Genomic DNA, 24,763 nt, shown 5'->3' on the forward strand with positions numbered 1-24,763 from the left:
AATGTCATCAAGAAATCAGCCTTTTGCCTTATTGTTTTCCGCAGCATTGGAAGTACTTTAAGGTATATGCTGCAGAGCAAGATCGTTAGCACGGTCGTTCGATTAAAGGCATAATCGGCGCCACGATCCCCCGGTGTATTGTCAGTACATTAGTACTTGGTAGTACGTACCTCATAGCTAGACCCAGGCAGAAAAGGCATGCTCTACCAATTGCATGAGTTCCAGCGCTCGATCCTGCACCCGCTGACCGCGTGGGCCCAGGCGACCGCCAAGACCTTCACCAACCCCCTCAGCCCGCTCTCGCTGGTTCCCGGCGCACCCCGCCTGGCTGCCGGCTATGAACTGCTGTACCGGCTCGGCAAGGAATACGAAAAGCCGGCATTCGACATCAAGTCGGTGCGCTCCAACGGGCGCGACATCCCCATCGTCGAGCAGACCGTGTTTGAGAAGCCGTTCTGCAAGCTGGTGCGCTTCAAGCGCTATGCCGACGACCCGGAAACCATCAAGCTGCTCAAGGATGAGCCGGTGGTGCTGGTGGCCGCGCCGCTGTCGGGCCACCATGCCACGCTGCTGCGCGACACGGTGCGCACGCTGCTGCAGGACCACAAGGTCTACGTCACCGACTGGATCGACGCACGCATGGTGCCGGTCGAGGAAGGCGCGTTCCACCTGTCGGACTACATCTATTACATCCAGGAATTCATCCGCCATATCGGCGCCGAGAACCTGCATGTGATCTCGGTATGCCAGCCCACCGTGCCGGTGCTGGCCGCGATCTCGCTGATGGCCTCGGCCGGCGAGAAGACGCCGCGCACCATGACCATGATGGGCGGCCCGATCGACGCCCGCAAGAGCCCCACCGCGGTCAACTCGCTGGCGACCAACAAGTCGTTCGAGTGGTTCGAGAACAACGTCATCTACACCGTGCCGGCCAACTACCCCGGCCACGGCCGCCGCGTCTACCCGGGCTTTTTGCAGCATGCCGGTTTCGTGGCGATGAACCCGGACCGGCACCTTTCCTCGCACTATGACTTCTACCTGAGCCTGGTCGAGGGCGATGCGGATGACGCCGAAGCCCACGTGCGCTTCTACGATGAATACAACGCGGTGCTCGACATGGCCGCCGAGTACTACCTCGACACCATCCGCGAGGTGTTCCAGGAATTCCGCCTGGCCAACGGCACCTGGGCCATCGACGGCAATCCGGTGCGGCCGCAGGACATCAAGAGCACCGCGCTGATGACTGTCGAGGGCGAGCTGGACGACATCTCGGGCGCGGGCCAGACCGCCGCGGCGCACGACCTGTGCGCCGGCATCCCGAAAACCCGCAAGCAGCACCTGAACGCGGCGCACTGCGGCCACTACGGCATCTTCTCGGGCCGGCGCTGGCGCGAAGAGATCTACCCGCAGCTGCGCGACTTTATCCGCAAGTACCACCAGGCCTCGGCCACCAGGTAAGAAAACGCCCGCGATTGCGGGCGTTTCTTCTTGCGGGGCCGGGCCGGGATGCTCAGTGCTTCTTCAGGTAGCTGAGCAGCATTTCCGAGTGCAGCTCGGCAAAGCGCTCATGCTCCTGCTGCGAGGCCACGTCGCGGCCGATCACGGCGCTGATGGTATAGCGGTTGGACAGCACGTAGTAGCCCAGCGCGGAAATCGTCAGGTAGAACTGCGGCACGTCGATATCGTCGCGGAACACGCCTTGTTCCTGCCCGCGCCGGATCACGTCGGCCAGCACATCCACCACCGGGTTGATCAGCTGCTGCAGCTGCGCCGACTTCTTCAGGTGCCGGGCCTCGTGCAGGTTCTCGCTGTTGACCAGGCGGATGAACTCCGGGTGCTCGTAATACCAGTCCCAGACGAAACGCGCCAGCGTGCGCACGCCCTGGACCGGGTCTTCGTCGACCAGGTGGAGCTGCTCCTCGTCGGCGCGGAAATTGGCGTATTGCTTCTCAAGCACCGCCAGGAACAGGCCTTCCTTGCTGCCGTAGTAGTAGTACAGCATGCGTTCATTGGTTTCCGCGCGCCGGGCAATCTGGTCGACGCGGGCGCCGGCCAGCCCCCCCTTGGCGAATTCCTCGGTGGCCGCAGCGAGGATGCGTCGGCGCGTCCCTTCCGGGTCGCGTTTGGTCTTGGGCTCAGTTGACATGGGGTGGCTGGTCGATCGTTGCGCGGATTATGGCATAGGCCGGAATGCGGCAATCCGGCGGTGCGCGCATCATCGCCGTTTCTGCCCGCCGGCGAAATCGGGGATAATCCTTGCGGCGCGATGGCTCGCAGGGGTACACAGAGATCCCGGTGCCGCAGGGTCGCTGGCCTATTGTCCGCCGCCGGGTTCGGCTGTTATGTCGCCAAACCCTCACAGTGCCCCGCAAATTTCGTGTCTTGACCGTTGATCCGGCCTTGGTCCCTGTTTTGTCCCCTGATTTCCTGCCCGTAGTCGTGAATCCCGCCGTCAAATCCCTTGCCGACCGCATCGAAGCGCTGCTGCCCCAGACCCAGTGCACCAAATGCGGCTTCAACGGCTGCCGCCCCTACGCTGAAGCCATGGCCAGCGGCGAAGCCGCCTGCAACCGCTGCCCGCCAGGCGGCGCGCAAGGGATTGTGCGCCTGGCCGCGGTGCTGGGCACCGAACCGCTGCCGCTGGACCCGGAACGCGGCAGCGAACAGCCGCGCGCGGTGGCCCGCATCGACGAGAGCCTTTGCATCGGCTGCACGCTTTGCATCCAGGCCTGCCCGGTCGATGCGATTGCCGGCGCCGCCAAGCAGATGCATACGGTGATCCCTGACTGGTGCACCGGCTGCGACCTGTGCGTGGCGCCCTGCCCGGTCGACTGCATCGACATGGTCCCGGTCACCGGCGCGCGCACCGGCTGGGCCGCGTGGTCGCAGGCGCAGGCCGATGCCGCGCACGCGCGCTACCTGGCGCGCAATGCGCGGCTGGTGCGCGAGCGCGAGGAAAACGACGCGCGCCTGGCCGCCAAGGCCGCCGCCAAGCTGGCCGCGGTGCAGGCCGAAGCGCCGGAAAACGATGCCGAGCGCGCCGCGCAGGAACGCAAGCGCGCCATCATCCAGGCCGCCATCGAACGCGCCCGTCAGAAGCAGCAGGCCGCGCAGCCGCGCAATACGGAGAACGTCTCGGCTGCGGTGCAGGCCCAGATCGACGCCGCCGAAGCACGGCGCGCGCGCGCGGGGCTTACCAAGCCTGGACCCGGCCAGAACGCCAATACCGACCCGGAAGAAAAACAATGAACGCCGCCAAGTGCCGTGCCATCTTTGAGACGCTGCGCGAAACCAACCCTGCCCCGGCCACCGAACTGGAATACAGCTCGCCGTTCGAGCTGCTGATCGCCGTGCTGCTGTCGGCGCAGGCGACCGACGTCGGCGTCAACAAGGCCACGCGGCGGCTGTTCCCGGTGGCGCATACCCCGCGGCAGATGCTGGACCTGGGCGAAGCCGGCCTCAGCGAGTACATCAAGACCATCGGTCTGTACAAGACCAAGGCGAAGCACGTGATCGAAACCTGCCGCATCCTGGTCGAGCGCCACGGCGGCAAGGTTCCGCCCGAGCGCGAAGCGCTGGAGGCGCTGCCGGGCGTGGGCCGCAAGACCGCCAACGTGGTGCTCAACACCGCGTTCGGCGAGCCCACCATCGCGGTGGACACGCATATCTTCCGGGTAGCGAACCGCACCGGGCTGGCGCCGGGCAAGACCGTGCAGATCGTCGAGCAGAAGCTGCTCAAGTGCGTGCCGCATGAGTTCCTGCACGATGCCCACCACTGGCTGATCCTGCACGGCCGCTACGTCTGCAAGGCGCGCAAGCCCGAGTGCTGGCACTGCGTGATCGAGCCGCTATGCGAGTTCAGGGAAAAGACCCCGGCGCCGCAGCTGTAACCCGGGCCTGGGGTCCTAGTCCGGCTCGTGCGCCAGCACCAGGGCCAGTTGTAGCGCGGTGCGCGCGACCATCTCCACCTCGGGCGCGTAGCCGTGCGTGATCCAGCGCAGGGCGATGTGGACCACCCCGCCCGCCACCCCCGCCGTCAGCAACGGATCGAGCTTGCGTCCCGGCGGCAGCAGCGCTTGCGCGAGCAGCCCGCCGAATTCATCCAGCGAATCCGCCAGCGCCCCGTCGACCAGCTTGCTGACGCCGCGGATTTCCACCAGGAACACCCGCGCTGAACGCGGCTCGCGCTGCAGCGCCCCGAAATAGGCGCGCAGCATGGCCAGCGCGCGTTGCTGACCATCGCCTCCGGCCCCCTCGCCCGCCAGGGCGAGGGTGTGCAGCAAGCGGTGGGTCACCGTTTGAAACGATGCCAGCAGCAAGGCCTCGCTGTTGGCGAACGACTCATAGAAATACCGTTCGGTCAGGCCCGCGGCCTCGCACACGGCCTTGACGGTGGCGTTCTGGTAGCCGCGCTCGCCGTAGACCTGCACGGCCGCGGCAATCAGCTGCACGCGGCGTTGCGCACGTCGTTCTTCGGCTTCGGCGCCACGGTAGCGGCGCGCGGGGGTGAGCTCGGTCGTCATGCGCGCCATTATGACATTCCCTATTGTCAGATTCCTTGCCGGATCGCTTCTGACAATCTATGTTGTCAGAAGCGCCACTCGCCCGGATCCCCCCATGACCGCCTCAAGTCCCGATGACGCAGTCCTTGATGTCCTGATCGTAGGCGCCGGCCTGTCCGGCATCGGCGCCGCGCGCCAGCTGCAAATGCGCTGCCCCGGCAAGCGCTACGCCATCCTGGAGGCGCGCGAGGCCATGGGCGGCACCTGGGACCTGTTCCGCTACCCCGGCATCCGCTCGGATTCGGACATGTACACGCTGGGCTACCGCTTCAAGCCCTGGCGCGGCGCCAAGGCCATCGCCGACGGGCCGTCGATTCGCGCCTACATCCGCGAAACCGCCGAAGAGGCCGGCATCACGTCACATATCCGCTTCGGCCACAAGGTCGTCAGCGCGGCATGGGACAGCGCCGCAGCCTGCTGGACGGTCGAAGCCGAACGCATGGCGGACCACAGCCGTCTGCGCTTGCGCACACGTTTGCTCTATGTGTGCGCAGGCTATTACAGCTATGCCGAGGGCCACCGGCCCGAATTTGCAGGCGAAGCGCAATTCCGCGGCAGCATGGTGCATCCTCAGTTCTGGAACGAATCGCTCGACTATGCCGGCAAGCGCGTGGTGGTGATCGGCAGCGGCGCCACGGCGGTCACGCTGGTGCCGGCCATGGCGAAAAGCGCCGCGCACGTGACGATGCTGCAGCGCTCTCCCACCTATATCGTGACGCGCCCCGGCGAGGACGCCATCGCCCACAAGCTGCGCCGCGTGCTGCCGGAGCGGCTGGCCTACGCCGCCACGCGCTGGAAGAACGTGCTGCTGGGCATGATGTTCTTCCAGCTGGCGCGGCGCCGGCCGGATCGCGTCAGGCAGCGCCTGATCGGAATGGCGGCAGCGCAACTGGCGCCAGGCTATGACGTCGGCACCCACTTCACGCCCCGCTACCGGCCGTGGGACCAGCGCCTGTGCCTGGTGCCCGACGGCGACCTGTTCCGCGCGATCCGCGACGGTCACGCATCGGTGGTGACCGACACCATCGACCGGTTCACCGAGGACGGCATCGTGCTGGCCAGCGGCAAGACGCTGGCTGCGGATGTCGTGGTGGTAGCCACCGGCCTCAAGCTGAACATGCTGGGCGACATCGCGCTCAGCGTGGACGGCCAGCCGCGCCGCCCCGCCGAATGCCTGGCCTACAAGGGGATGATGCTGAGCGATGTGCCCAACCTGGTGCTGGCCTTCGGGTACACCAATGCCTCGTGGACGCTCAAGGCCGACCTCACGGCCGAGTACGTCTGCCGCCTGCTGCGTCATATGGATCGCCACGGCCGCCGCATTGCCGTGCCGCGCGCCCCCGCTGACGTAGAGCCGACCCCGTTCCTGGATTTCACCTCCGGCTACGTGCAGCGTGCCGCCACCGTGCTGCCCCGGCAAGGTCATCGCAAGCCCTGGCGCGTGCACCAGAACTACCTGAAAGACCTGCTGACGATCCGGCACGGGCGCATCGCAGACGGCGTGTTGCAGTTCGATGTCCCGCCTCCCTCTCCCCTGGCACACCGGGCGCACCGGGACGGCCAGGACACCACCGACAACAACACGGTGCCGGCCGTTGCCGCCAGCGAGGTGCAATCATGACCATCGTCCTGACCGTTTTCGCGGTGCTGATCGGGCTGATCCTGGTGCTGGGCGCGTCGCTCTATCTGTACACGTGGCGCACCGCCCGGCGCATCGAAGCCGCCATGCCGCCGCACGGCCGCTTTGTCGACGTGCCCGGCGCGCGGCTGCACGTGGTGGAGCGCGGCCAGGGCCCGGCGGTGCTGCTGGTGCATGGACTGTCCGGCCAGTTAGAGAATTTTGGCTACGGCATGATCGGGCCGCTTGCCGAGCACTTCCGCGTGATCGCCGTCGACCGCCCCGGCGCGGGCCACTCCATACGCACGCCAGGCAGCGCCGCGGACCTGCCGGCGCAGGCCGCAGCGCTCGCCGCGCTGTGCGACAAGCTTGGCCTGGAGCGTCCGCTGGTGGTGGGCCATTCGCTGGGTGGGGCGATTGCGCTGGCACTGGCCATCCACCACCCCGAGCGCGTGGGCGGGCTGGCACTGATCGCGCCGCTCACGCACCCGCCCAAGGCGATCTCGCCGGTGTTCCAGGCCATGACCGTGCCCAGCGCGTGGCTGCGCCGGCTGATGGCATGGACGCTGGTGGTGCCGATGTCGATACGGCGCCGCGAAGCCGTGATGGACATCGTGTTCGGCCCGGACCCGGTGCCGGACGACTTCCCGACGCGCGGAGGCGGGCTGCTGGCGCTGCGGCCCCGCCACTTCCTGGCCGCGTCCGAAGACCTGATCGGCGCCGCGCAGAGCCTGCCCGCGCTGCTGCACCGCTACGGCACGCTGCGCGTGCCGGTCAGTGTCCTCTACGGCCGCGAAGACCGCATCCTGGATTTTGCCGAGCATGGCGAAGCGCTCGCCGCCAAGGTTCCGGGCGCCACGCTGACATTGGTCAGCGGCGGGCATATGCTGCCGGTGACCGCTATCGACACCAGCGTCGATTTCGTCCGCGACGCAGCCGCCCGGCTGCAAGTACCCGTGCCGGCCCAGGCGCAGGTCGCCTGATCCACGGAGCCCCGCCCATGGCCACCACCACCGGTTCCAACCCCTACAAGCACAATGTCTTCGCCGCGTTCCAGGCCGTTCGCAAGCTGATGGCGAACGGCAACGACACAGAGCAGGTGTTCCGCATCATGCGCGCGCTCAACGGGCCGTCCATGCCCCGCAACTTCAACCGGCTGCTGAACACGCCCGACGGGCGGCGCATGGTCTACCAGCGCATCGAGCTGGCGGAGCGCCTGTCCGATCCCGCCTACGTGGCCAGGTTCGCAGCGGGCACGGTGGGCGCGGCCTATCGCGCGTTCCTGGAACAGACCGGCTACAGCGCTGACGGGCTGGCCAAGGTCTCGAACCTGGACCAGGAACCGTTGATCGAGGACGCCTACATGTGGTTCGGCCGGCGTACCCGCGACATCCACGACATCTGGCATGTGCTCACCGGCTACCGGGCCGATGAAAGCCTTGGCGAAGCCGCACTGGTGGCATTCAGCTATGCGCAGACCGGCGGCAAGGGCTGGGCCTTCATCGCCATCGCGGCGTCGCTGAAAAGCCTGCGCGTGAGCGGCAGCCTGGCCTTTGCGCGGGCCGTGCTGGAGGGCTACCGTCTCGGCCGGCGCGCCCGATGGCTGTTGGGCGAAGACTACGAGAAACTGCTGCACGAACCCATCGACGCGGCCCGCGCGCGGCTTGGCATTGCCGAACCCCGGCGCTACCTGGCCTGCAATCCCGTGCAGGAATGGACGGCCTGAAGCCGCTGCGTGCCAGGCAAAAAAAAGCGACCACAGTGGGTCGCTTTTTTTGTTCAGGCACCGTTGGTGCGCAGCGCGTTCAGACGATGCGGCAGGCTTCGTCGAACGACAGGCGCGGGCCGCGCGGGAACAGCTTGTCGGCCTCGCCGTAGCCCAGGTTGCACAGGAAGTTGACCTGCCACTTGCCGTCGGGGAAGAAGGCCGCGTTGACCTTGTCGGCATCGAAGCCGCCCATCGGGCCGCAGTCCAGGCCCAGCGCGCGCGCCGCCAGGATGAAGTAGCCGCCTTGCAGCGAGCTGTTCATCAGCGCGTCGCGGGCGATCTTCTCGTCGTTGCCGGCGTACCAGGAGCGGGCGTCGGCATGCGGGAACAGCTTGGGCAGCTGGTCGTGGAAGGCGGTGTCGAAGGCGATGATGGCCGTCACCGGCGCCGAACGGGTCTTGTCGGCGTTGCCGGCCGACACGCAGTCCACCAGGCGCGCCTTCTCGGCGGCGCTCTTGACGAACACGATGCGCGCCGGGCTGCTGTTGGCAGCGGTCGGGCCGAACTTCATCGCTTCATAGATCTGGTGCAGCACGGCGTCGTCCACGTGGCGGTCCTGCCACACGTTGTGCGTGCGGGCTTCGGTGAACAGCTGCGCCAGCGCGGCGTTGTCGATCTGGGACATGCGCTTCTTTCCTGTACGGGATTTGAGGGAAGGGGCGATTGTACCCAACGCTTTGTGCGCGCCACGACAGCGCCTTTGAGCAACCCATTCAATTCCCTTGCATATCGGCGCGGGCCGGCGCCGGCGCACTGCCCCGGCGGGTCAGCCACAGCACGCCGGCCAGGATCAGCCCGCCGCCCACGGCCTGCGCCGTGCCGATATGCTCGCCCAGCAGAAACGCCGCCAGCAGCACCGTGACCACCGGCTCCAGCGTCGACAGCATCGACGCCTGCGCCGCGCCCAGCCGCTGCAGGCCGGCGAAGAAGGTCAGGATTGCCAGCACCGTCGACAGTAGCGCGATGCCCGCCAGCGCCAGCCAGCCGCCGGCAGTGGCCGGGAACTGCGGCGGCGCGCCCGCCCCCATCCGCAGCAGGCCGACGGCGCCGTAGACCAGCGCCGCCGCGGTACAGATCACCGTGGTGGTGGCGATCGGGTTGATGCCGGCGGTCACGCGCGCGCCGACGATGATATAGACCGAGTAGATCACCGCCGCCGCCAGCCCCAGCGCGATCCCCAGCGGCGTGCCCTCGCCGCCGCCGACGGTCAGTCCGGCGCCCACCGAGCACAGCACCAGCGCGACCACCGCGGCCGTGGTCAGCCGCTCCTTCAGGAAGATGGTCGCCAGGATCGTCACGAACAGCGGATACAGATACAGCAGCAGCGCCACCAGGCTGGCCTGCGCATGGTTGAGCGCGCTGAAGAAGCAGAACGACTGGCCGACATAGCCGATGCCGCCCATCGCCGCCAGCGCCAGCACGCGGCGCCACGGCGGCAAGGCGATGCCGCGCGTGCGCATCACCCAGGCCAATGCCGCCGCGGCCAGCATGAAGCGTACCAGCAGCAGCCCGTAGACATCCGCGCCGGCCGCGTAGGCAAAGCGCGCGAAGATCGCCATGGCGCCAAAGGCGCTGGCCGACAGCGCGATCAGCAGCACGCCGGCCAGCTTGTCGCGGGCATGGTCCGTGGCGGTTTGGGCGGAAGCGGTCATCGGGCGGGCGGGAAGTCGGCGATCCCGCATTCTACTTGGCGCCGCCGGCAACAAGCGGCGCCGCCAGCGCGGGCCGCGGCCCTCGTTTACAATGTCGCCACCATGTTTAATCCCTCACGAGAAGAAGTCCGCCGGTTCTTCTGCGATGCCTGGCAGAAGCAGCTCACAGGCGGCGTGCTGACCCCGCTGGAAGCCATCGCCGTCGACTGGATCGGCGAGCACCCCGAGTACCACGGCCTGCTGCGCGACACCGAAGGTGCGCTGTCGCAGGACTACACTCCCGAGCAAGGCCAGACCAATCCCTTCCTGCACCTGTCGATGCACCTGTCGATCTCCGAGCAGGTCTCGGTCGACCAGCCGCGCGGCATCCGCCAGGCCTATGAGGCGCTGGCACGCAGGCTGGATTCCCCGCACGAAGCGCAGCACCAGGTGATGGAATGCCTGGGCGAAATGCTGTGGCAGGCACAGCGCACCGGCCAACCGCCCGACGGCGACCACTACGTCGATTGCGTCAAGCGCCGCGCCAACCGCTAAGTCCGGTACGCGTCACGCATCAAGTGCAGCGTACAATTCGTCACACCCCTCAGATGGGTGCGTGGTAGGCTTTGCGGGTCTGAATTTTCCCCAGCCGCGTTGCCGTCACATGGCGGCGCGGTGCCCGCAAGTCATGTCCCGTATTGCCCTCCCCCGCCGGCGCCGGCTCGCGCCCGCCGGCCGCGCCGTTGCCCCGCTCTGCCTGTCGCTGATGCTGGCCTGGCCCCTGGCCGGCCACGCCGGCGTGGCGCTGTTGCAGCCGCCGCGCGTGATCGACGGCAACCAGCCGCTGACGCTGACGCTGGTGGTCAGCGCCGACGACGCCACGCGCCGCTACCGTATTCCCGACACGCTCGAAGTGACCGCCTCGGGCGACCTGCAGGCGCCGGTGCGGCTGGTGCTGTGGCGCGAGGTCTCGGGCCCGGCCGTGGTCAACCTGCGCCGCGGCGAGCACCGCGCGATCCGCTACACGGTGGCGCTGCCGCCGGCCCTGCGCGGCCAGGTGCGGCTGGATGCCACCGGCATCGACGCCGCGCCGGTGCTGGTGACGCTGAACCGCCTGCCGCGGCCCGGTGAATCCGCCACCGCTGAGCCGCCGGTTGCCGGCAAGGCGCTGGCAGCGAACGGCTTGGAGCCGGCCACCGAAGCCGCCGTGCCGGTGACCCCGGTCACCACCGCCGACGCTGCCGCACCCGCTCCGGCCGACCTGCGCGACAGCGCCCGGCTGTCGTTCCATGACCCGATGTATTTCATGGTCGGCGCGCATGACGGGGCCAACGCCAAGTTCCAGCTGAGCTTCAAGTACCGCCTGTTCCAGGGCGAAGATCCGGCGTCGAAGCGTCTGTTCGACAACCTCTACGTGGCCTACACCCAGTTCTCGCTATGGGACCTGTCCGAGCAGTCCAAGCCGTTCCGCGACACCAACTACCGGCCCAGCCTGTTCTATTACCTGTCGGATACCGGCGTGCGCAACAATGCCATCAGCCGGCTGTCGCTGGCGGCCGGCCTGGAGCATGAATCCAATGGCCGCGACGGCGACGACTCGCGCAGCATCAATACGGTCTTCGTCAAGCCGACCTTCTACTTCGGCGACCAGAACGACTGGCACTGGCGTGTCGCGCCCAAGCTCTATGCCTACGTGGAAAAGGGCGAAAACCCCGACATCGCCCACTACCGCGGCTTCATGGACCTGGGCATTGCCTACGGGCGCCCGGACTCATGGGAGTTCTCCGCCACGCTGCGCAAGGGCACGCGCAAGTGGTATGGCAGCGTCGACGCGCAGCTGACCTACCCGATGGCGCGGCTGATCCCCGGCACCGCGGGCTACCTGATGGCGGGCTACTTCGTCGGCTATGGCGAGAGCCTGCTGGACTACAACCACAAGCTGCCGTGGCAGTTCCGCATCGGCTACTCGCTGTCCCGCTGAACCCGCTGAACCCACTCAGCCGGCCAGCGGCTTGCCGCTGGCCTTGAGCCGCGCATTGGCCACCGCGGCGGCAAACTGGCCGTGGCCATGCCAGCCGGTGGCGCGGCCCAGCTTCTTGCCGTTCCGGAAGAACATGAACACCGGGATGCCATGCAGGCCAAAGCGCCGGCCCAGCCCGGGATGCGCGTAGACGTTGGCATGCAGCCAGCGCAGTTCCAGCGCGCGGATCGGTTCGGGGTTGGCCAGCATGGCCTTCTTGGCCATCTCGCAGTTGAAGCAGTCCTCCCCCCAGAAGAACACGCACACCAGCGCATCGCCCGCAGCGGCGATGGCGGCGTCGACGCTGCCGTCATCGACCTCGCGCATGCCGAATGCCTCGAAGGCGCGGTGGTCGAGGTGGGGGGCCGGGGGTGTCGCCGGGCCGGCGCCTGGTTCAGTGGTCATGCTCGCTCCAGAATGACAAACGCCCGGGCCAGCCGGCACCGGGCGTCAGGTCGCGATCCAGGACGGCACGCCGCCGCCCCAGGCGGCCTTATTTCGGTGCCGCCACCGTCACCAGAGCCGGCCGCAGCACGCGCTCGGCAATGGTGTAGCCGCGCTGGAGCACGGTCACCACGGTATTCGGTTCCTGGTCCGCCGGCACCATCGAGATGGCCTGGTGGCGGTGCGGGTCGAATTTCTCGCCCACCGGGTTGAGTTCAACGATCTTGCCGCGCTCAAAGGCGGCGGCCAGCTGGCGCGCGGTCAGCTCGACGCCTTCGCGCAGCTTGGCGATATCGCCCGAGCCGTCGGCGAGCGCGGCCTGCAGGCTGTCCATCACCGGCAGCAGGTTGTCGGCGAAGTTCTCGATGGCGAACTTGTGCGCCTTGGCGACATCTTCCTGCGCCCGGCGGCGGATGTTCTCGCCCTCGGCAACGGCGCGCATATACAGGTCGTAATGCTCGCGCGCCTTGGCTTCCAGGGCGGCCAGCTGGGCCGCCACGTCGTCGACGGCAGCGGTTTCCGGCGCGCCGGCCTCCTGGCTGGCGTTGGCCGCCTCATCGCCAGCGGGCGTAGGCGTCTGGGTGGTTGGCGTCTGCTTCTGTTCTTCCATGTCGATCCGTATCAATGCATTGTCGCGGCCCGCCGTGGGTCTGGCCGCGGGTGGTAAATCGGCGCGTGTTCCGTGCAGGTGGTGGCAAGGCGCAGGTTTTCAAGAGTGGCGCTGGCGTGACGCGGAAACACACGGTTACAAAGGCCACGCATATGCAATCGACACCTTATTGCTTTGCTGCATCGCAATTACTAAGATTCTTAGTAATAAAAATGACAAAAATGCCGGGGTTGTGGAGATGGTTCATCTTTGTGCCTCTTCCGGAAGGTTGGCCATGCATAAGCTGCCAGTCGTGACACTCTGCCTTGTGGCCGCATTGGCGGTCATGACCGTCTTTATCTGCGTTTCCGGCGCATTCACCCCGCGCGATACGGAGTATGGCAGCGGCAAGGCGGTGTTCAAGCACTACATCGTCCCTATCGTCAGCCAGGAAGTCACGCAGGAATAAGCGCCACCTGGCCCTGATCCAAGCGCGCGGCGGCACCGGGGGCTTCCCGGTGACCGCCGCGTTGTCATTTCAGCTCTTCAGGTGGTCGATGCGGCGCCGGTCCCGCTTGGTCGGGCGCCCCTGGATCTGCGCGGACGGCTCCGGCTGCAGGCGCCGGCGCTCGGCATCGGCCAGCCGGCGCGACTGGCTTTCGGCACTTTCCTCGTACAGCGTCTGCGCCACCGGCGCCGGCCCGCGCGCCGCGGCAATGCCTTTCACCACCAGCTCCCAGCGCTGCTGGTGCGCTTCCAGCACCACCGTGTCGCCGGGCTTCACCTCGCGCGAGTTCTTGCATGGCTGGCCGTTGACGGTCACCTTGCTGCGCTCCACCGCTTCAGCCGCGAGCGAGCGCGTCTTGAAGAAGCGCGCGCACCACAGCCATTTGTCGATGCGCTGGCGCGCATCCGGCTCAAAGTCGACGTTCATGCCGCCGCTCCCCGGGTCTGGGCGCGCGTGCGCCGTGCTTCCAGTTCATGCGGATGCGGCGTGGCCAGCGGCCAGCCCTGCAGGTGCTGCAGCGCGATCTCGGCCATGGCCGCGACCCACGGATCGGCGTCATTCAGGCACGGGATGAAATGGAAATCCTTGCCGCCCGCGACCTTGAACTCGGTCTGCCCTTCCATGGCGATCTCCTCCAGGGTCTCGATGCAGTCGGCCGGAAAGCCCGGGCAGAAGACATCGACCCGGCCCGCGCCGACCTTGCCCAGCTCGGCCAGCGTCGGCGCGGTGTACGGCTGCAGCCATTCCGCCTTGCCGAAACGAGACTGGAACGTCACCTGGTACTGGCCCGGCTCTAGGCCCAGCGCCTCGCCCAGCAGCCGGCCGGTCTTCAGGCATTCGCAGTGATAGGGGTCGCCCAGCTCCAGCGTGCGCCGCGGCACGCCGTGGAACGACAGGATCAGCTTGTCGCCGCGGGCAAAGTCCGGCATGCCGTGGCGCGCCCAGTAGGCGGCGACCTGCTGGTGCAGCGCCGAGATATAGGCCGGGTGGTCATGGAAATGCTTGACCAGCCGCAGCTCTGGCTGGTTGCGCCACTGGCCCAGCACCCGGAACACCTCGTCGAAGGCCGTGGCCGTGGTGGTGCCGGAGTATTGCGGATACATCGGCAGCACCAGCACCTGCTCGCAGCCCTGCCGGCGCAGCGCCTCCAGCACCGAGGCGATCGACGGGTTGCCGTAGCGCATTGCGCACGCGACCGTCACTTCATGGCCATGCTGGTGCATCAGCCGCTGCAGCGCATGGGCCTGGCGCTCGCTGTAGACCAGCAGCGGCGAGCCCGTCATATGGGCCTCGCGCAGCCAGATCGATTCGTATTTCAGAGCCGAGGCGCGCGAACGCAGCGGCAGGATCACCCCATGCAGCAGCGGCAGCCAGGCCGCGCGCGGGATCTCGACCACGCGCGGGTCGGACAGGAATTCCTTCAGGTAGCGCCCCACCGCCTTGGGCGTGGGAGCGTCCGGGGTGCCCAGGTTGACCAGCAGGATCGCCGTGCGCGGCGCGTGGCCGTGCTGGTAGGCCGGTTCGGGAGAAAACGTCATGTCGCTTCCGGGTTGACACGGTGCCGGGACGGCGCCGGTGCGGCGCACCGGCGATTGCCGCGCCCGGCGGGAATGGAGCCGCTTGTCAGACCAGCCAGTCTTTGCACTAGTTCTGGCTCAGGGCGCTGGACAGCAGGCGCGCGGTGATGTCGACAATGGGGATCACGCGCTCATACGCCATGCGCGTAGGGCCGATCACGCCGAGCGTGCCGACGATCTGGCCGTCGACCTCGTACGGGGCGGTGATGACCGCCATTTCTTCGATCGGCACCAGCCGGCTTTCGCCGCCGATAAAGATCTGCACGCCCTGCGCATGGCTGGACACGTCCAGCAGCTGCAGCAGGCTGGTCTTGTGCTCGAACACGTCGAACAGGCGCCGCAGCTTGTCCATGCTGGAGGCCAGGTCTTCCACTTCCAGCAGCTTGCGCTCGCCACTGATAAAGACGTGGTCGTCGTCCTCGTCCTCGGCGACGCTGCCGGCCTCGACCGCGGCCTGCATCAGCTGCGACATGTCGCGGCGCAGGTCCTGCAGTTCCACCCGCAGGTGGCCGCGCACCGCGTCGAAGCTCATGCCGGCATAGTGCGAGTTGAAGAAGTTGGCCGCCTCGATCAGCTGGGCCGGCGTGTACGACAGCTCGGTCTGGATGATGCGGTTCTGCACGTCGCCCTCGGGGCTGACGATGATCAGCAGGATGCGCTTGTCCGACAGCCGCATGAATTCGATCTGCCGGAACGCCTGCGCGCGGCGCGGCGTCATCACCACGCCGGCAAAGTGCGACAGGTTGGACAGCGTGCGCGCCGCCGCTGTGATCATGCGCTGCGGCCCCAGCTGCTGGCCGCCGAGCTGGTCCTGGATCTGGCCGGTCAGCTCGGCCAGGTCGGCGTTGCGCTCCAGCGGCTTGGCCGTCAGCATCGAATCGACGAACAGCCGGTAGCCGCGCGGGGTCGGGATACGGCCCGCGGAGGTGTGCGGGCTGGCAATAAAGCCCATTTCCTCCAGATCGGACATCACATTGCGAATCGTCGCAGGCGACAGGTCCAGCCCCGAGTATTTCGACAGGGTGCGGGAACCGACCGGCTGCCCTTCGGCAATATAGCGCTCGATCAGGGTCTTGAGCAGCGTTTTGGAGCGTTCATCCATGATGCCCCGATTTTACGCAAGTTTTGGACCTTCTGGCGGACGGCCTGGCCCGCCCGCCCGCGCCTGCTGACAACCGTCATGGCGGTATGGTCTAATCCCGCCATGTCCGCCCCCCCGAGAGCCAGCGCCGTGCGCACTTCGTTCAAGACCGTCGCCCTGGTGGGCCGGTACTCCACTGCCGGCATCGAAGGGCCGCTGGAGGAGATCGCCTCTTATATCCTGCGCAACGGGCAGGACGTGGTGTTCGAGCGCGAAACCTCGCTCGCCACCGGGCTGACCGCCTACCCTGCCCTGTCCGCCGAGGAGATCGGCCGGCAGGCCGACGTGGCCGTGGTGCTGGGCGGCGACGGCACGCTGCTGGGCATCGCGCGCCAGCTGGCCGGCTACGACGTGCCGCTGATCGGCGTCAACCACGGGCGGCTGGGCTTCATGACCGACATCGCGCTGGAAGACGCGCACACCGTGCTGCCCGACATGCTCGACGGCCGGTATGAGGCCGAGACCCGCCTGCTGCTGGAATCGCGCGTGGTGCGCGACGACATGGACATCTTCTCCGCGCTGGCCCTGAACGACGTGGTGGTGAACCGCTCGGGCATCTCCGGCATGGTCGAGCTGGCGGTGTCGGTGGACGGCCACTTCATGTACAACCAGCGCTCGGACGGCCTGATCGTGTCGACCACCACCGGGTCCACCGCCTACGCGCTGTCCGCCGGCGGCCCGATCCTGCACCCGACGCTGTCGGGCGTGGTGCTGGTGCCGATTGCCCCGCACGCGCTGTCCAACCGCCCGATCGTGCTGCCGCACGACGCCGAGGTCACCATCGAGGTGGCCAGCGCGCGCGACGCCAGCGTCAACTTCGACATGCAGTCACTGACCTCGCTGCTGCCGGGCGACCGCATCGTGGTGCGGCGCTCCGAAAAGACCATCAACCTGCTGCACCCGGTCGGCTACAACTACTACGCCACGCTGCGCAAGAAGCTGCACTGGCACGAATACCCGTCCGAAGACAACCGCCTCTGAGCCAGTATCAAGCCGCCCTCCAAGCCTGAGCCCGAACCCATCGGACCGACTACCTTCCACGCCACGATGCTGCGCAGCCTGTCCATCCGCGATTTCGTCATCGTCGATACGCTCGACCTGGACTTCACCACTGGCTTCACCGTCTTCACCGGCGAGACCGGCGCCGGCAAATCCATCCTGATCGATGCCCTGGCGCTGGTGCTGGGCGAACGCGCCGATGCCGGCGTGGTGCGCGAAGGCGCCCCGCGCGCCAGCGTCAGCGCCACCTTCTCGACCCACCCGGCACTGGATGCCTGGCTGGCCGAGCGCGAGCTCAACAGCGAAGCGGAAGACGGCGTGCACACCGTGCTGCTGCGCCGCACGGTCGATGCCGGCGGCCGCAGCAAGGCCTTTATCAACGGCGCCGCCGCCACCCTGGCGCAGCTGCGCGAAGTCGGCGACCAGCTGGTCGACATCCACGGCCAGCACGCGCACCAGCTGCTGCTGCGCCCCGATGCGCAGCGGCTGCTGTTCGACGCCCACGCCGGCCTCACCCAGCAGGCCGGCGCGGTGGCCGAGGCCTGGCGCGCCTGGCGTGCCTGCGTGCGCCAGCGCGAGGCGGTCGAGCACCAGTCGCGCGAGATGCAGCTTGAACGCGAACGGCTGGAATGGCAGGTCGGCGAACTGGACAAGCTCAACCCGCAGCCGGGCGAATGGGAAGAGATCCAGTCCGAGTACAACCGGCTGTCGCATGCCGCCGGCCTGATCGACGGCAGCCGCGCCGCGCTGGACGCACTGTCCGAGGCCGACGGCTCGGTGCTGTCGGCGCTGAATACCATCGTGCACAAGCTGCAGCAGCTGGCCGATGTCGATGGCGCGCTGCGCGACGTGCTGGCCGCGCTCGAGCCCGCGCAGATGCAGGCCGAGGAAGCCGCGCACTCGCTCACGCGCTATGTCGACCGGCTCGAACTCGATCCCGAGCGGCTGCAGGCGGTCGACGAACGCATGCAGGCGCTGCACGCCACCGCGCGCAAGTACCGCCTGCCGCCCGAGCAGCTGCCCGACGAGCTGGCGGCCCGCCGCCAGCAGCTGGACGACCTGCAGGCCGCGCAGGACCTGAACAAGGTGATGGCGCGCGAGGCCGCGGCCAAGGCCGCCTACCTGACCCTGGCGCAGCATCTCAGCCACGCCCGCCAGCAGGCCGCGCAGGCGCTGTCCGCCGCGGTCACCGACGCCATGCAGGGCCTGTCGATGGCCGGCGGCAGCTTTGTCGCCGCGCTCAATGCGCTCGACGAAGGCCAGAGCCATGGGCTCGAGCAGGTCGAATTCCTGGTCGCCGGCCATGCCGGCGTGAGCCCGCGGCCGCTGGCCCGGGTGGCCTCCGGCGGCGAGCTGGCGCGCATCAGCCTGGCGATCTCGGTGATCACCAGCGAAGCCTCGCCCACGCCCACGCTGATCTTCGACGAGGTCGATACCGGCATCGGCGGCGCGGTGGCCGAAGTGGTCGGCCGGCGCCTGCAGGAACTGGGCCGCGCGCGCCAGGTGCTGTGCGTGACGCACCTGCCGCAGGTGGCGGCGCAGGCCGGCACCCACCTGCTGGTGAGCAAGGAAACCACCGATGCGGGCGACGGTTCGGTCACGCGCTCGCGCATCCGGGTGCTGGATCCCGCCGGGCGCGTGGTCGAGACCGCGCGCATGCTGGGCGGCGCCACCGTCACCACCACCACGCTGCAACATGCGGAAGAAATGCTGGCGCAAGGCATGGCCGGCGGCCAGGGCAGCCAGCCCGCGCGCGGCGCGGGCGGCAAGGATGGCCGGCGCAGCCGCCGCGCCGCCGGCTGACGGCCCCCGCCCGCCCCGCACATGCGCCAATCCATACACTGACAGGAGCCTCACCATGACCCGCCAAGCGCAAGCCGGCCTCCGGCAACGACCGCGCGCATCGCTGCGCGCCGTGCTGGCCATCGCCACCGCCGCATCGGCCGCACTGCTGGCGCTGTCCGCCTGCCAGGCCCAGCCCAAGTCCTCGGCCCCGCCGCCGGGCAGCATCAGCGATGACCGTTCCCTTGGCGACATCATGGTGCGCTTCAAGCCGCCCGCAGTGAACCTGTCAGAGGATGCCGGCAAGCTGCTGGCCGGGATCAAGGGCCCGATCCGCTACGTGGTCAAGCGCCCGATGTCCGGCGGCGTCTGGCTGGTCACCGCGATCTCGCCGTCGGCGGACGCCACCATCGACCAGGCGGTCGAGACCCTGCGCGCCACGCCCCGCATCGAGACCGCCGAGCCGGACCGCGTGCTCAAGCCCAACCGCAACATTCCCACCAGCCGCGACATGCCGCAGAGCTGAGCCCGGATTCAGGACAGGTCTTAAGCCGTCGGTTGCCCTTGCGCAACTACGCTGAATCGTATTCGCTACATAACAAGCCCCCACGCGCGCTACGCCCCAGGAGGTATACATGCCGCAACCCGCGCAGTCCGACTTCCGTAGCAGCCTCGTGACCCGCCGCTGGCGGGCCATCGTCTTCGCCGCCGCCGCTGTGTGCGGCGCGATACCGGCCAGCGCGGCACTGGCTGCCGGCGCCCATGCCGCACCCGCCTACACCGGCCAGATCATCGTGCGCTGGCGCGATGGCGCCGATGGCAGCAGCAAGACGCCTGCGGCGGCGGATGCGCTCAAGCAGCTGAGCGAGCGCACCGGCATTGCCGTCACGGCGCGCCGCGCCATGGGCGGCAACCTGCAGTTGCTGCAGGTCCCCGACGCACTGGCAGCCGACCCGGAAGGCGCGGCGGCCCGGCTGCGCCAGGACCCGCGCATCGCCGATGCCGTGCCCGACCGCTGGCTGCGGCTGCACGACACCCTGCCCAACGATTCCGAGTTCATCTCGCGCCAGCCTTACCTGATGGGTACCGGCACGGCGGTGGGCGGCGTCAACCTGCCGCGCGCGTGGGACCGCAGCCGCGGCAGCAGCGGCGTGGTGATCGCGGTGGTGGACACCGGCATCCTGCCGCACCCCGACCTGGCGGCGCGCGTGTTGCCGGGCTACGACTTCATCAGCAGCAGCACCATTTCCAATGACGGCGATGGCCGCGACGCCGATGCCACCGATGCCGGCGACAATCTCGAGGCCGGCTTTACCTGCCCCGGCAGTTCAACGCCCACGCAGACGGCGACCGGCAACAGCTGGCATGGCACGCGCGTGGCGAGCGTGTTCGGCGCGCAGACCAACAACGCGCAGGACATCGCGGGCGTCGACTGGAACGCGCGCATCCTGCCCGTGCGCGTATCGGGCCGCTGCGGCGCGCTGCTGTCCGATACCGTGGACGCCATGCGCTGGGCCGGCGGCTTGTCGGTACCCAACGTGCCGGCCAATCCGACGCCGGCGCGCGTGGTCAATATCAGCCTCGGCGGCGGCACCTGCAGCAGCATTGAGCAACAGGCCGTCAACGACCTGAACGCGCGCGGCGTGGTGGTGGTGGCCGCCGCCGGCAACGAGCGCGGCGCGGTGGAAGCGCCGGGCGACTGCAGCGGCGTGATCGCGGTCACGGCGCATGCCAACGACGGCGAGAACGCCAGCTATGCCAATGTCGGCCCGCAGGTCGCGATCAGCGCGCCGGGCGGCGGGTGCGGCAACTCGCAGATAGTCAATGGGCAGTGCACGACCGCGCCCTCGGTCATTCGCACCTTGAACAACGATGGCAAGACTGGCGTTGGCAACTATGTGGTGACGTCATCCGCGGGCACCAGCTTCGCCGCACCGATGGTCTCGGGCGTGGTGTCCATGATGTTCGCGGTCAATGGCTCGCTGACCCCGGCCCAGGTCACCGCGGCGCTGAAGGCTTCGGCACGCCCGCATCCGTCCGGCACCTATTGCACCACCAATCCGGGCGTCTGCGGCGCCGGCCTGCTCGATGCCGACGGCGCACTGGCGACCGCGGCGGGCACGCCACCGGCGCAGGCTGCGCCGGCACCGGCCTCGGGCAACGGTGGTGGCGGTGGCGGCGGCGCCGTTGCGCCCTGGACCGCGCTGCTGCTGGCGCTGTCCGGCCTGCTGGCCTTCGCGCTGCGGCGCCGCATGTAAGCCCGGCGCCTGGCCGGCTCAGGCGTCGTCGCCGCGGGCCGGGCGCCGCGCCAGCCACCACTCCTGCACGACCCAGCACAGCAGGCCGGCGACGGCGCCGGCCGCGTGCGCGACGCGCACCACGCCAAACCCCCAGGCCGGATCGAACACCACCGGCGCCAGCCACGACTGCTCCACCCAGACCTTGGCCAGCACGCCCAGGCACAGCAGCACGCCGGTGACGCGCGCCAAGCCCGAGGCCCGCAACAGCCCGAGCGCGCCCCACAAGGCCAGCCCGTGCAAGGCGCCTGAGAGCCCGCCATACCACGCAATCGCCGGCACGCGCAGCACCACCACCTGCACCGCGATGCCGCAGGCAACCAGCACCAGCAGCAGGATGCGCGCACGCGCCACGCGCGCGGCGATGGCCAGCACGCCGGTGGCCGCCAGCGCGTCGGCCAGCCAGTGGTGTCCGTCCAGGTGCACCCACATGGCGGTGGCCAGGCGCCACCACTGGCCGTCCAGCCGCACCGCATCGCGCAGGTAGAGGCCGTGCGCATGCCACCACGGCATGAAGGTGAACCATGCCGACAGCGCCCACACCAGCGCGATCGCCGCCAGCAGCCCCGGCCACGATGCCCCGGCGGGCGCCGGCGGGACTGCCGCGTCAGGCTTCACCGAACACGGCCTGCCACAGCGCGCGCACCTGTCCGGTCTGCTGCGCCACCGACGCGGGCGCCACACGCGCGTGCGCCTGCCCGTCGAGCCGCAGCTGGTGCTGGCGCGCGCGGAACAGCCGGTAGGCATCGCCCACCGCCAGTGCCAGCGTGGCGTCGATCAGGCCCAGCTCGCCCGCTTCGCGCAGCAGTGCGATATTGCCCGCGTTGCGCGTCAGCTGCGGGTGCGCACGGCTGTGCAGCAGCACCAGGTACTGCACCGTGAATTCGATATCGACCATGCCGCCGCGATCGTGCTTCAGGTCGAACAGGTCGGTCGGGTTGGGATGGCCTTCGGCGACCTTGCGGCGCATCTGCACGATCTCGTCGCGCAGCGCGGCGGCATCGCGGCCCTGGCACAGCACCTCGCCGCGCAGCGCCTCGAAGCGGTCGCCGATGGCGGCGTCGCCGGCGCAGAAGCGCGCGCGCGTCAGCGCCTGGTGTTCCCACACCCAGGCGGTGTTGTCGCCTTCGCGCAGCTGGTAGCGGCGGAACGCCTCGAAGCTGGTCACCAGCAGGCCGGCCGCGCCGTTGGGGCGCAGCCGCGTGTCGACGTCGAACAGCGCACCGGCGGCGGTATGGCTGGTCAGCCAGGTGATCAACCGGCGCGCATAGGCGGAGTAGACGTCGGGCGCGCGCTCATGGTCATCGTCGTACAGGAAGATGATGTCCAGGTCCGAGGCATAGCCCAGTTCCTTGCCGCCCAGCCGGCCGTAGGCAATCACCGCGAAGCGCGGCGTGTCGCGGTGGCGCGTGGCCAGCTGGCGCCAGACCGTTTCCAGCGTGGCCTCGAGCATGGCATCGGCCAGGTCGGACAGGCGGTCGGCCACCTGCTCCACCGTCAGCATGCCCTGCAGGTCCTGCAGCAGCACGCGGAAGGTCTCGACATGGTGCTCGCGCCGCAGGATGTCCATCTGCTGCTCGATCTGGCCTTCGGCGGCCAGCAGCCGCTCATGCAGGCGCTTGCGGAAGGCGGCCCAGTCGGGCGCGCCAGCCAGCGCATCGCTGTCCAGCAGTTCGTCCAGCAGCTGCGGGTGCCGCGTCAGGTAGGCCGCGGCCCAGCGCGAGGCATGCAGCGTCTGCGCGACGCGGTCCATCGCCTGCGGGTATTCGGACAGCAACGACAGGTAGGAGGCGCGGCGGCTGATCGCCTCGAGGAAGTCGATAAAGCGCGCGATGGTGCTGTCGGCGTCTTCCTGGCGCGCGGCCAGGTCGAGCGCGCGGTTCACCAGCTGGTCGAAGCGCGCGCGGCTGGACTCGGACAGCGCGCGGTAGCGCAGCGACGAGGCGATCGCGCGCAGCCGGTCCAGCAGCCCGGTGCAGTCGGTAAAGCCGGCGGCCTGCAGGCGCTGGCAGGGCGCGGCGTCATCGCCGCAGGCCGCATCGTCCTGCTTCTGTTCCGGGTTGTCCTGCGCTTGCGCGGCGTTGTCGTCGAACACGATGCCCGGCCACAGCGCTTCGCACGGGGCGGCATCGGGATCCGAGAAGGTGGCCTCGAACTGCTGCGCCACCGGCTCCTGCAGCGCCGCCAGGCGCGCCAGCAGTTGCTGCCAGTCGGCGCAACCCATCATCTGCGCCACCGCCAGCTGTTCTTCGGGCGAAGTCGGCAGGTGGTGGGTCTGGGCGTCGTCGCGGTACTGCAGCCGGTGTTCGAGCTGGCGCAGGAAGCGGTAGGCATCGCCGAGCTGCTCGGCCTGGCCGGCGGGCAGCAGCCCGCGCTCCACCGCCACCGCCAGCACTTCCAGCGTCGGGCGCACGCGCAGTGCGGGGTCCTGGCCGCCGCGGATCAGCTGGAACACCTGCGCCATGAATTCGATCTCGCGGATGCCGCCGCGGCCCAGCTTGATATTGAACGACCGCTGGTTGACGCCATGCCCCGCCAGCCCGCCGCTGCGCTTGGCGGCCTCGCTGCGGATCTGCGCGTGCAGCGAGCGGATGGCGGCGATCACGCCGTAGTCCAGGTAGCGGCGGAACACGAAGGGCGTGGTCAGCCGCGCCAGCAGGCTGGCGGTGCGCTGCGCATGCGGCGTGTCGAGCGCCGACACCACGCGGCCCTTGATCCAGGCATAGCGCTCCCACTCGCGCCCCTGCACCACCAGGTATTCCTCCAGCATGCCCAGGCTGCACGCCAGCGGTCCGGCGTCGCCGTTGGGGCGCAGCCGCATGTCGACGCGGAACACATAGCCGTCGGCGGTCACCTCGGCCAGCAGGTTGATCAGCCGGCGGCCGAGACGGATGAAGTACTCGTGGTTGGACAGGCTGCGCGAGCCGCCCTGGGTCTCGCCGTCCTCGTCATAGAGGAAGATCAGGTCGATGTCGGACGAGACATTGAGCTCGCGCCCGCCCAGCTTGCCCATGCCCACCACCACCAGTTCCTGCACCTCGCCGCTTTGGGCGCCGACCGGGCGGCCAAAGGTGGCGGCCAGGTCGTCGCCCAGCATCGCCAGACCGTGCTGGATCGCCAGCTCGGCCAGGTCGGTCATGGCGCCGGTGACCTCGCCCAGCGTGGCCAGGCCGCGCAGGTCGCGCTCGATCACCGCGCACATCACTTCGGCGCGCAGACGGCGCAGGCTGCGCTTGGCGGATTCCTCGGCATCGGCCGAGGGCTCGTGCAGCGCCTGCAGCCGCGCCTGCATCCAGGCGCGCGTCAGCGGCTGGGCGGCCGCGGCGGCCAGGATGGCCGGCAAATCCGGCCGGGCCTGCAGCACGCGGCGCGCGTAGTGCGAATACGCAGCCGAGTACAATACGTGGCCGCCCGCGTGGCCAGCCCCGTCAGCCGGCTGCAGCTCCTGCGCCGCGGTGATGGCGAAGGCGCCGGCAGCCATGGTGCCGGCGCCCGGCCCCGGCTGCGGGTCCGCCGGATTGGCCGGATCCGGTGTGGCGCGCGCGCCATGTTGGTCAGCAGCGTCGCCAGCGGCGGAACTCGTCGGTTCAGAGGCAGTCATTCCAGTATTTGAAATGCGAGAAAAGGTGCGGCCCGTGGTTGGTCCCGCGGTTCACCTGCTCGCGTCCTGTTGTCCGCGCAGCGGGCGCGCCATCGTGGCTATTGTCGCTTTGGGTGCGCGCAGCTTGCGCGTTCTTGTTTCAGCCGGCCGGGCACCAGATTGGAGAGCGGCTAGTATTGTCGGATAATCTGCGCATGTCCAGCCGCGCCCCACAACCCGCTGATGG

At 68.7% G+C, this 24,763-nt stretch carries 24 protein-coding genes; 13 read left to right on the forward strand and 11 right to left on the reverse strand.

Annotated elements, in window-relative coordinates:
- Positions 1-198: 198 nt before the first annotated feature.
- On the forward strand, positions 199-1,458 hold the full coding sequence (locus AC3WON_RS22855) for a polyhydroxyalkanoate depolymerase (protein ID WP_492320858.1): 1,260 nt from the start codon (positions 199-201) through the stop codon (positions 1,456-1,458).
- A gap of 52 nt (positions 1,459-1,510) precedes the next feature.
- On the opposite strand, the gene AC3WON_RS22860 is transcribed toward AC3WON_RS22855, so the two are convergent.
- Positions 1,511-2,146: a TetR/AcrR family transcriptional regulator gene (locus AC3WON_RS22860; protein WP_010809035.1), complete on the reverse strand. Its 636-nt coding sequence runs from the start codon at positions 2,144-2,146 to the stop codon at positions 1,511-1,513.
- A 293-nt stretch (positions 2,147-2,439) separates the two neighbouring features.
- Here AC3WON_RS22860 and rsxB point away from each other — a divergent pair, with 293 nt between their 5' ends.
- Both rsxB and nth read left to right on the forward strand, forming a co-directional pair.
- Positions 2,440-3,249: an electron transport complex subunit RsxB gene (rsxB, locus tag AC3WON_RS22865; RefSeq protein ID WP_492352809.1), complete on the forward strand. Its 810-nt coding sequence runs from the start codon at positions 2,440-2,442 to the stop codon at positions 3,247-3,249.
- Positions 3,246-3,890, forward strand: coding sequence for an endonuclease III (gene nth, locus AC3WON_RS22870; RefSeq protein ID WP_011614905.1), 645 nt, complete (start codon positions 3,246-3,248; stop codon positions 3,888-3,890). Before rsxB ends, nth begins: the two co-directional genes overlap by 4 nt.
- Before the next feature lie 15 nt (positions 3,891-3,905).
- Here nth and AC3WON_RS22875 read toward each other — a convergent pair whose 3' ends face one another.
- Positions 3,906-4,532 carry a TetR/AcrR family transcriptional regulator gene (locus AC3WON_RS22875; RefSeq protein ID WP_492320860.1) on the reverse strand — a complete coding sequence of 209 codons (627 nt, stop codon included), beginning with the start codon at positions 4,530-4,532 and terminating at the stop codon, positions 3,906-3,908.
- A gap of 85 nt (positions 4,533-4,617) precedes the next feature.
- On the opposite strand from AC3WON_RS22875, the gene AC3WON_RS22880 reads away from it, so the two are divergent.
- Genes AC3WON_RS22880 through AC3WON_RS22890 form a run of 3 tightly spaced genes read left to right on the forward strand, consistent with a single transcriptional unit; the run spans position 4,618 to position 7,906 of the window.
- Positions 4,618-6,183 carry a flavin-containing monooxygenase gene (locus tag AC3WON_RS22880; RefSeq protein ID WP_492352810.1) on the forward strand — a complete coding sequence of 522 codons (1,566 nt, stop codon included), beginning with the start codon at positions 4,618-4,620 and terminating at the stop codon, positions 6,181-6,183.
- Positions 6,180-7,163 (forward strand): alpha/beta fold hydrolase, encoded by a 984-nt coding sequence (locus tag AC3WON_RS22885; protein WP_492320862.1) that lies wholly within the window; start codon positions 6,180-6,182, stop codon positions 7,161-7,163. Before AC3WON_RS22880 ends, AC3WON_RS22885 begins: the two co-directional genes overlap by 4 nt.
- 17 nt (positions 7,164-7,180) lie before the next feature.
- On the forward strand, positions 7,181-7,906 hold the full coding sequence (locus AC3WON_RS22890; protein WP_492320863.1) for a Coq4 family protein: 726 nt from the start codon (positions 7,181-7,183) through the stop codon (positions 7,904-7,906).
- Positions 7,907-7,985: 79 nt separating this feature from the next.
- Here AC3WON_RS22890 and AC3WON_RS22895 read toward each other — a convergent pair whose 3' ends face one another.
- Together AC3WON_RS22895 and AC3WON_RS22900 are read right to left on the reverse strand one after the other, a co-directional pair.
- Entirely contained in the window at positions 7,986-8,573 is a 588-nt protein-coding gene (locus AC3WON_RS22895) for a malonic semialdehyde reductase (RefSeq protein WP_492352811.1), read from the reverse strand.
- A gap of 88 nt (positions 8,574-8,661) precedes the next feature.
- Entirely contained in the window at positions 8,662-9,600 is a 939-nt protein-coding gene (locus AC3WON_RS22900; RefSeq protein ID WP_492352812.1) for a DMT family transporter, read from the reverse strand.
- Between the two features lie 102 nt (positions 9,601-9,702).
- Here AC3WON_RS22900 and AC3WON_RS22905 point away from each other — a divergent pair, with 102 nt between their 5' ends.
- Positions 9,703-10,134 carry a DUF1841 family protein gene (locus AC3WON_RS22905; RefSeq protein ID WP_010809044.1) on the forward strand — a complete coding sequence of 144 codons (432 nt, stop codon included), beginning with the start codon at positions 9,703-9,705 and terminating at the stop codon, positions 10,132-10,134.
- A gap of 133 nt (positions 10,135-10,267) precedes the next feature.
- On the forward strand, positions 10,268-11,560 hold the full coding sequence (locus tag AC3WON_RS22910) for a phospholipase A (RefSeq protein WP_492352813.1): 1,293 nt from the start codon (positions 10,268-10,270) through the stop codon (positions 11,558-11,560).
- A gap of 15 nt (positions 11,561-11,575) precedes the next feature.
- Here the strand turns inward: AC3WON_RS22910 and AC3WON_RS22915 are convergent, their stop codons facing one another.
- Both AC3WON_RS22915 and grpE read right to left on the reverse strand, forming a co-directional pair.
- On the reverse strand, positions 11,576-12,004 hold the full coding sequence (locus tag AC3WON_RS22915) for a thioredoxin family protein (RefSeq protein ID WP_492320866.1): 429 nt from the start codon (positions 12,002-12,004) through the stop codon (positions 11,576-11,578).
- Positions 12,005-12,092: 88 nt separating this feature from the next.
- Positions 12,093-12,653: a nucleotide exchange factor GrpE gene (grpE, locus tag AC3WON_RS22920; RefSeq protein ID WP_010809047.1), complete on the reverse strand. Its 561-nt coding sequence runs from the start codon at positions 12,651-12,653 to the stop codon at positions 12,093-12,095.
- On the opposite strand from grpE, the gene AC3WON_RS22925 reads away from it, so the two are divergent.
- A complete protein-coding gene (locus tag AC3WON_RS22925) occupies positions 12,652-13,101 on the forward strand; it encodes a hypothetical protein (RefSeq protein ID WP_492352816.1) in 450 nt (149 codons plus the stop codon). The two genes, grpE and AC3WON_RS22925, sit on opposite strands and share 2 nt — an antisense overlap.
- 69 nt (positions 13,102-13,170) lie before the next feature.
- On the opposite strand, the gene AC3WON_RS22930 is transcribed toward AC3WON_RS22925, so the two are convergent.
- From AC3WON_RS22930 to hrcA, 3 genes are all read right to left on the reverse strand, one after another.
- Positions 13,171-13,566, reverse strand: coding sequence for an RNA-binding S4 domain-containing protein (locus AC3WON_RS22930; RefSeq protein ID WP_492352814.1), 396 nt, complete (start codon positions 13,564-13,566; stop codon positions 13,171-13,173).
- The gene (gene hemH, locus AC3WON_RS22935; protein ID WP_492352815.1) at positions 13,563-14,678 is read right to left on the reverse strand and encodes a ferrochelatase; all 1,116 of its coding nucleotides are present in this window, start codon (positions 14,676-14,678) and stop codon (positions 13,563-13,565) included. Before hemH ends, AC3WON_RS22930 begins: the two co-directional genes overlap by 4 nt.
- A 106-nt stretch (positions 14,679-14,784) precedes the next feature.
- Entirely contained in the window at positions 14,785-15,819 is a 1,035-nt protein-coding gene (gene hrcA / locus AC3WON_RS22940; protein ID WP_492320869.1) for a heat-inducible transcriptional repressor HrcA, read from the reverse strand.
- Positions 15,820-15,921: 102 nt separating this feature from the next.
- Between hrcA and AC3WON_RS22945 the strand changes: the two genes are divergently transcribed.
- The 4 genes from AC3WON_RS22945 (at position 15,922) to mprA (ending at position 20,897) form a co-directional block, all read left to right on the forward strand.
- Entirely contained in the window at positions 15,922-16,839 is a 918-nt protein-coding gene (locus AC3WON_RS22945; RefSeq protein WP_492320870.1) for an NAD kinase, read from the forward strand.
- 66 nt (positions 16,840-16,905) lie between these two features.
- Positions 16,906-18,660, forward strand: a complete 1,755-nt coding sequence (gene recN, locus AC3WON_RS22950) for a DNA repair protein RecN (RefSeq protein WP_492320871.1) — start codon at positions 16,906-16,908, stop codon at positions 18,658-18,660.
- A 55-nt stretch (positions 18,661-18,715) separates the two neighbouring features.
- The gene (locus tag AC3WON_RS22955) at positions 18,716-19,165 is read left to right on the forward strand and encodes a hypothetical protein (protein ID WP_011614896.1); all 450 of its coding nucleotides are present in this window, start codon (positions 18,716-18,718) and stop codon (positions 19,163-19,165) included.
- A gap of 109 nt (positions 19,166-19,274) precedes the next feature.
- Positions 19,275-20,897, forward strand: coding sequence for an MprA protease, GlyGly-CTERM protein-sorting domain-containing form (mprA, locus tag AC3WON_RS22960; protein ID WP_492320872.1), 1,623 nt, complete (start codon positions 19,275-19,277; stop codon positions 20,895-20,897).
- 18 nt (positions 20,898-20,915) lie between these two features.
- Here mprA and rrtA read toward each other — a convergent pair whose 3' ends face one another.
- Together rrtA and glnE are read right to left on the reverse strand one after the other, a co-directional pair.
- Positions 20,916-21,554: a rhombosortase gene (gene rrtA / locus AC3WON_RS22965; protein WP_492320873.1), complete on the reverse strand. Its 639-nt coding sequence runs from the start codon at positions 21,552-21,554 to the stop codon at positions 20,916-20,918.
- Positions 21,544-24,417, reverse strand: coding sequence for a bifunctional [glutamate--ammonia ligase]-adenylyl-L-tyrosine phosphorylase/[glutamate--ammonia-ligase] adenylyltransferase (gene glnE, locus AC3WON_RS22970; RefSeq protein WP_492340389.1), 2,874 nt, complete (start codon positions 24,415-24,417; stop codon positions 21,544-21,546). Before glnE ends, rrtA begins: the two co-directional genes overlap by 11 nt.
- Between the last annotated feature and the right edge of the window lie 346 nt (positions 24,418-24,763).

Source organism: Cupriavidus sp. FW305-46, assembly GCF_058787075.1.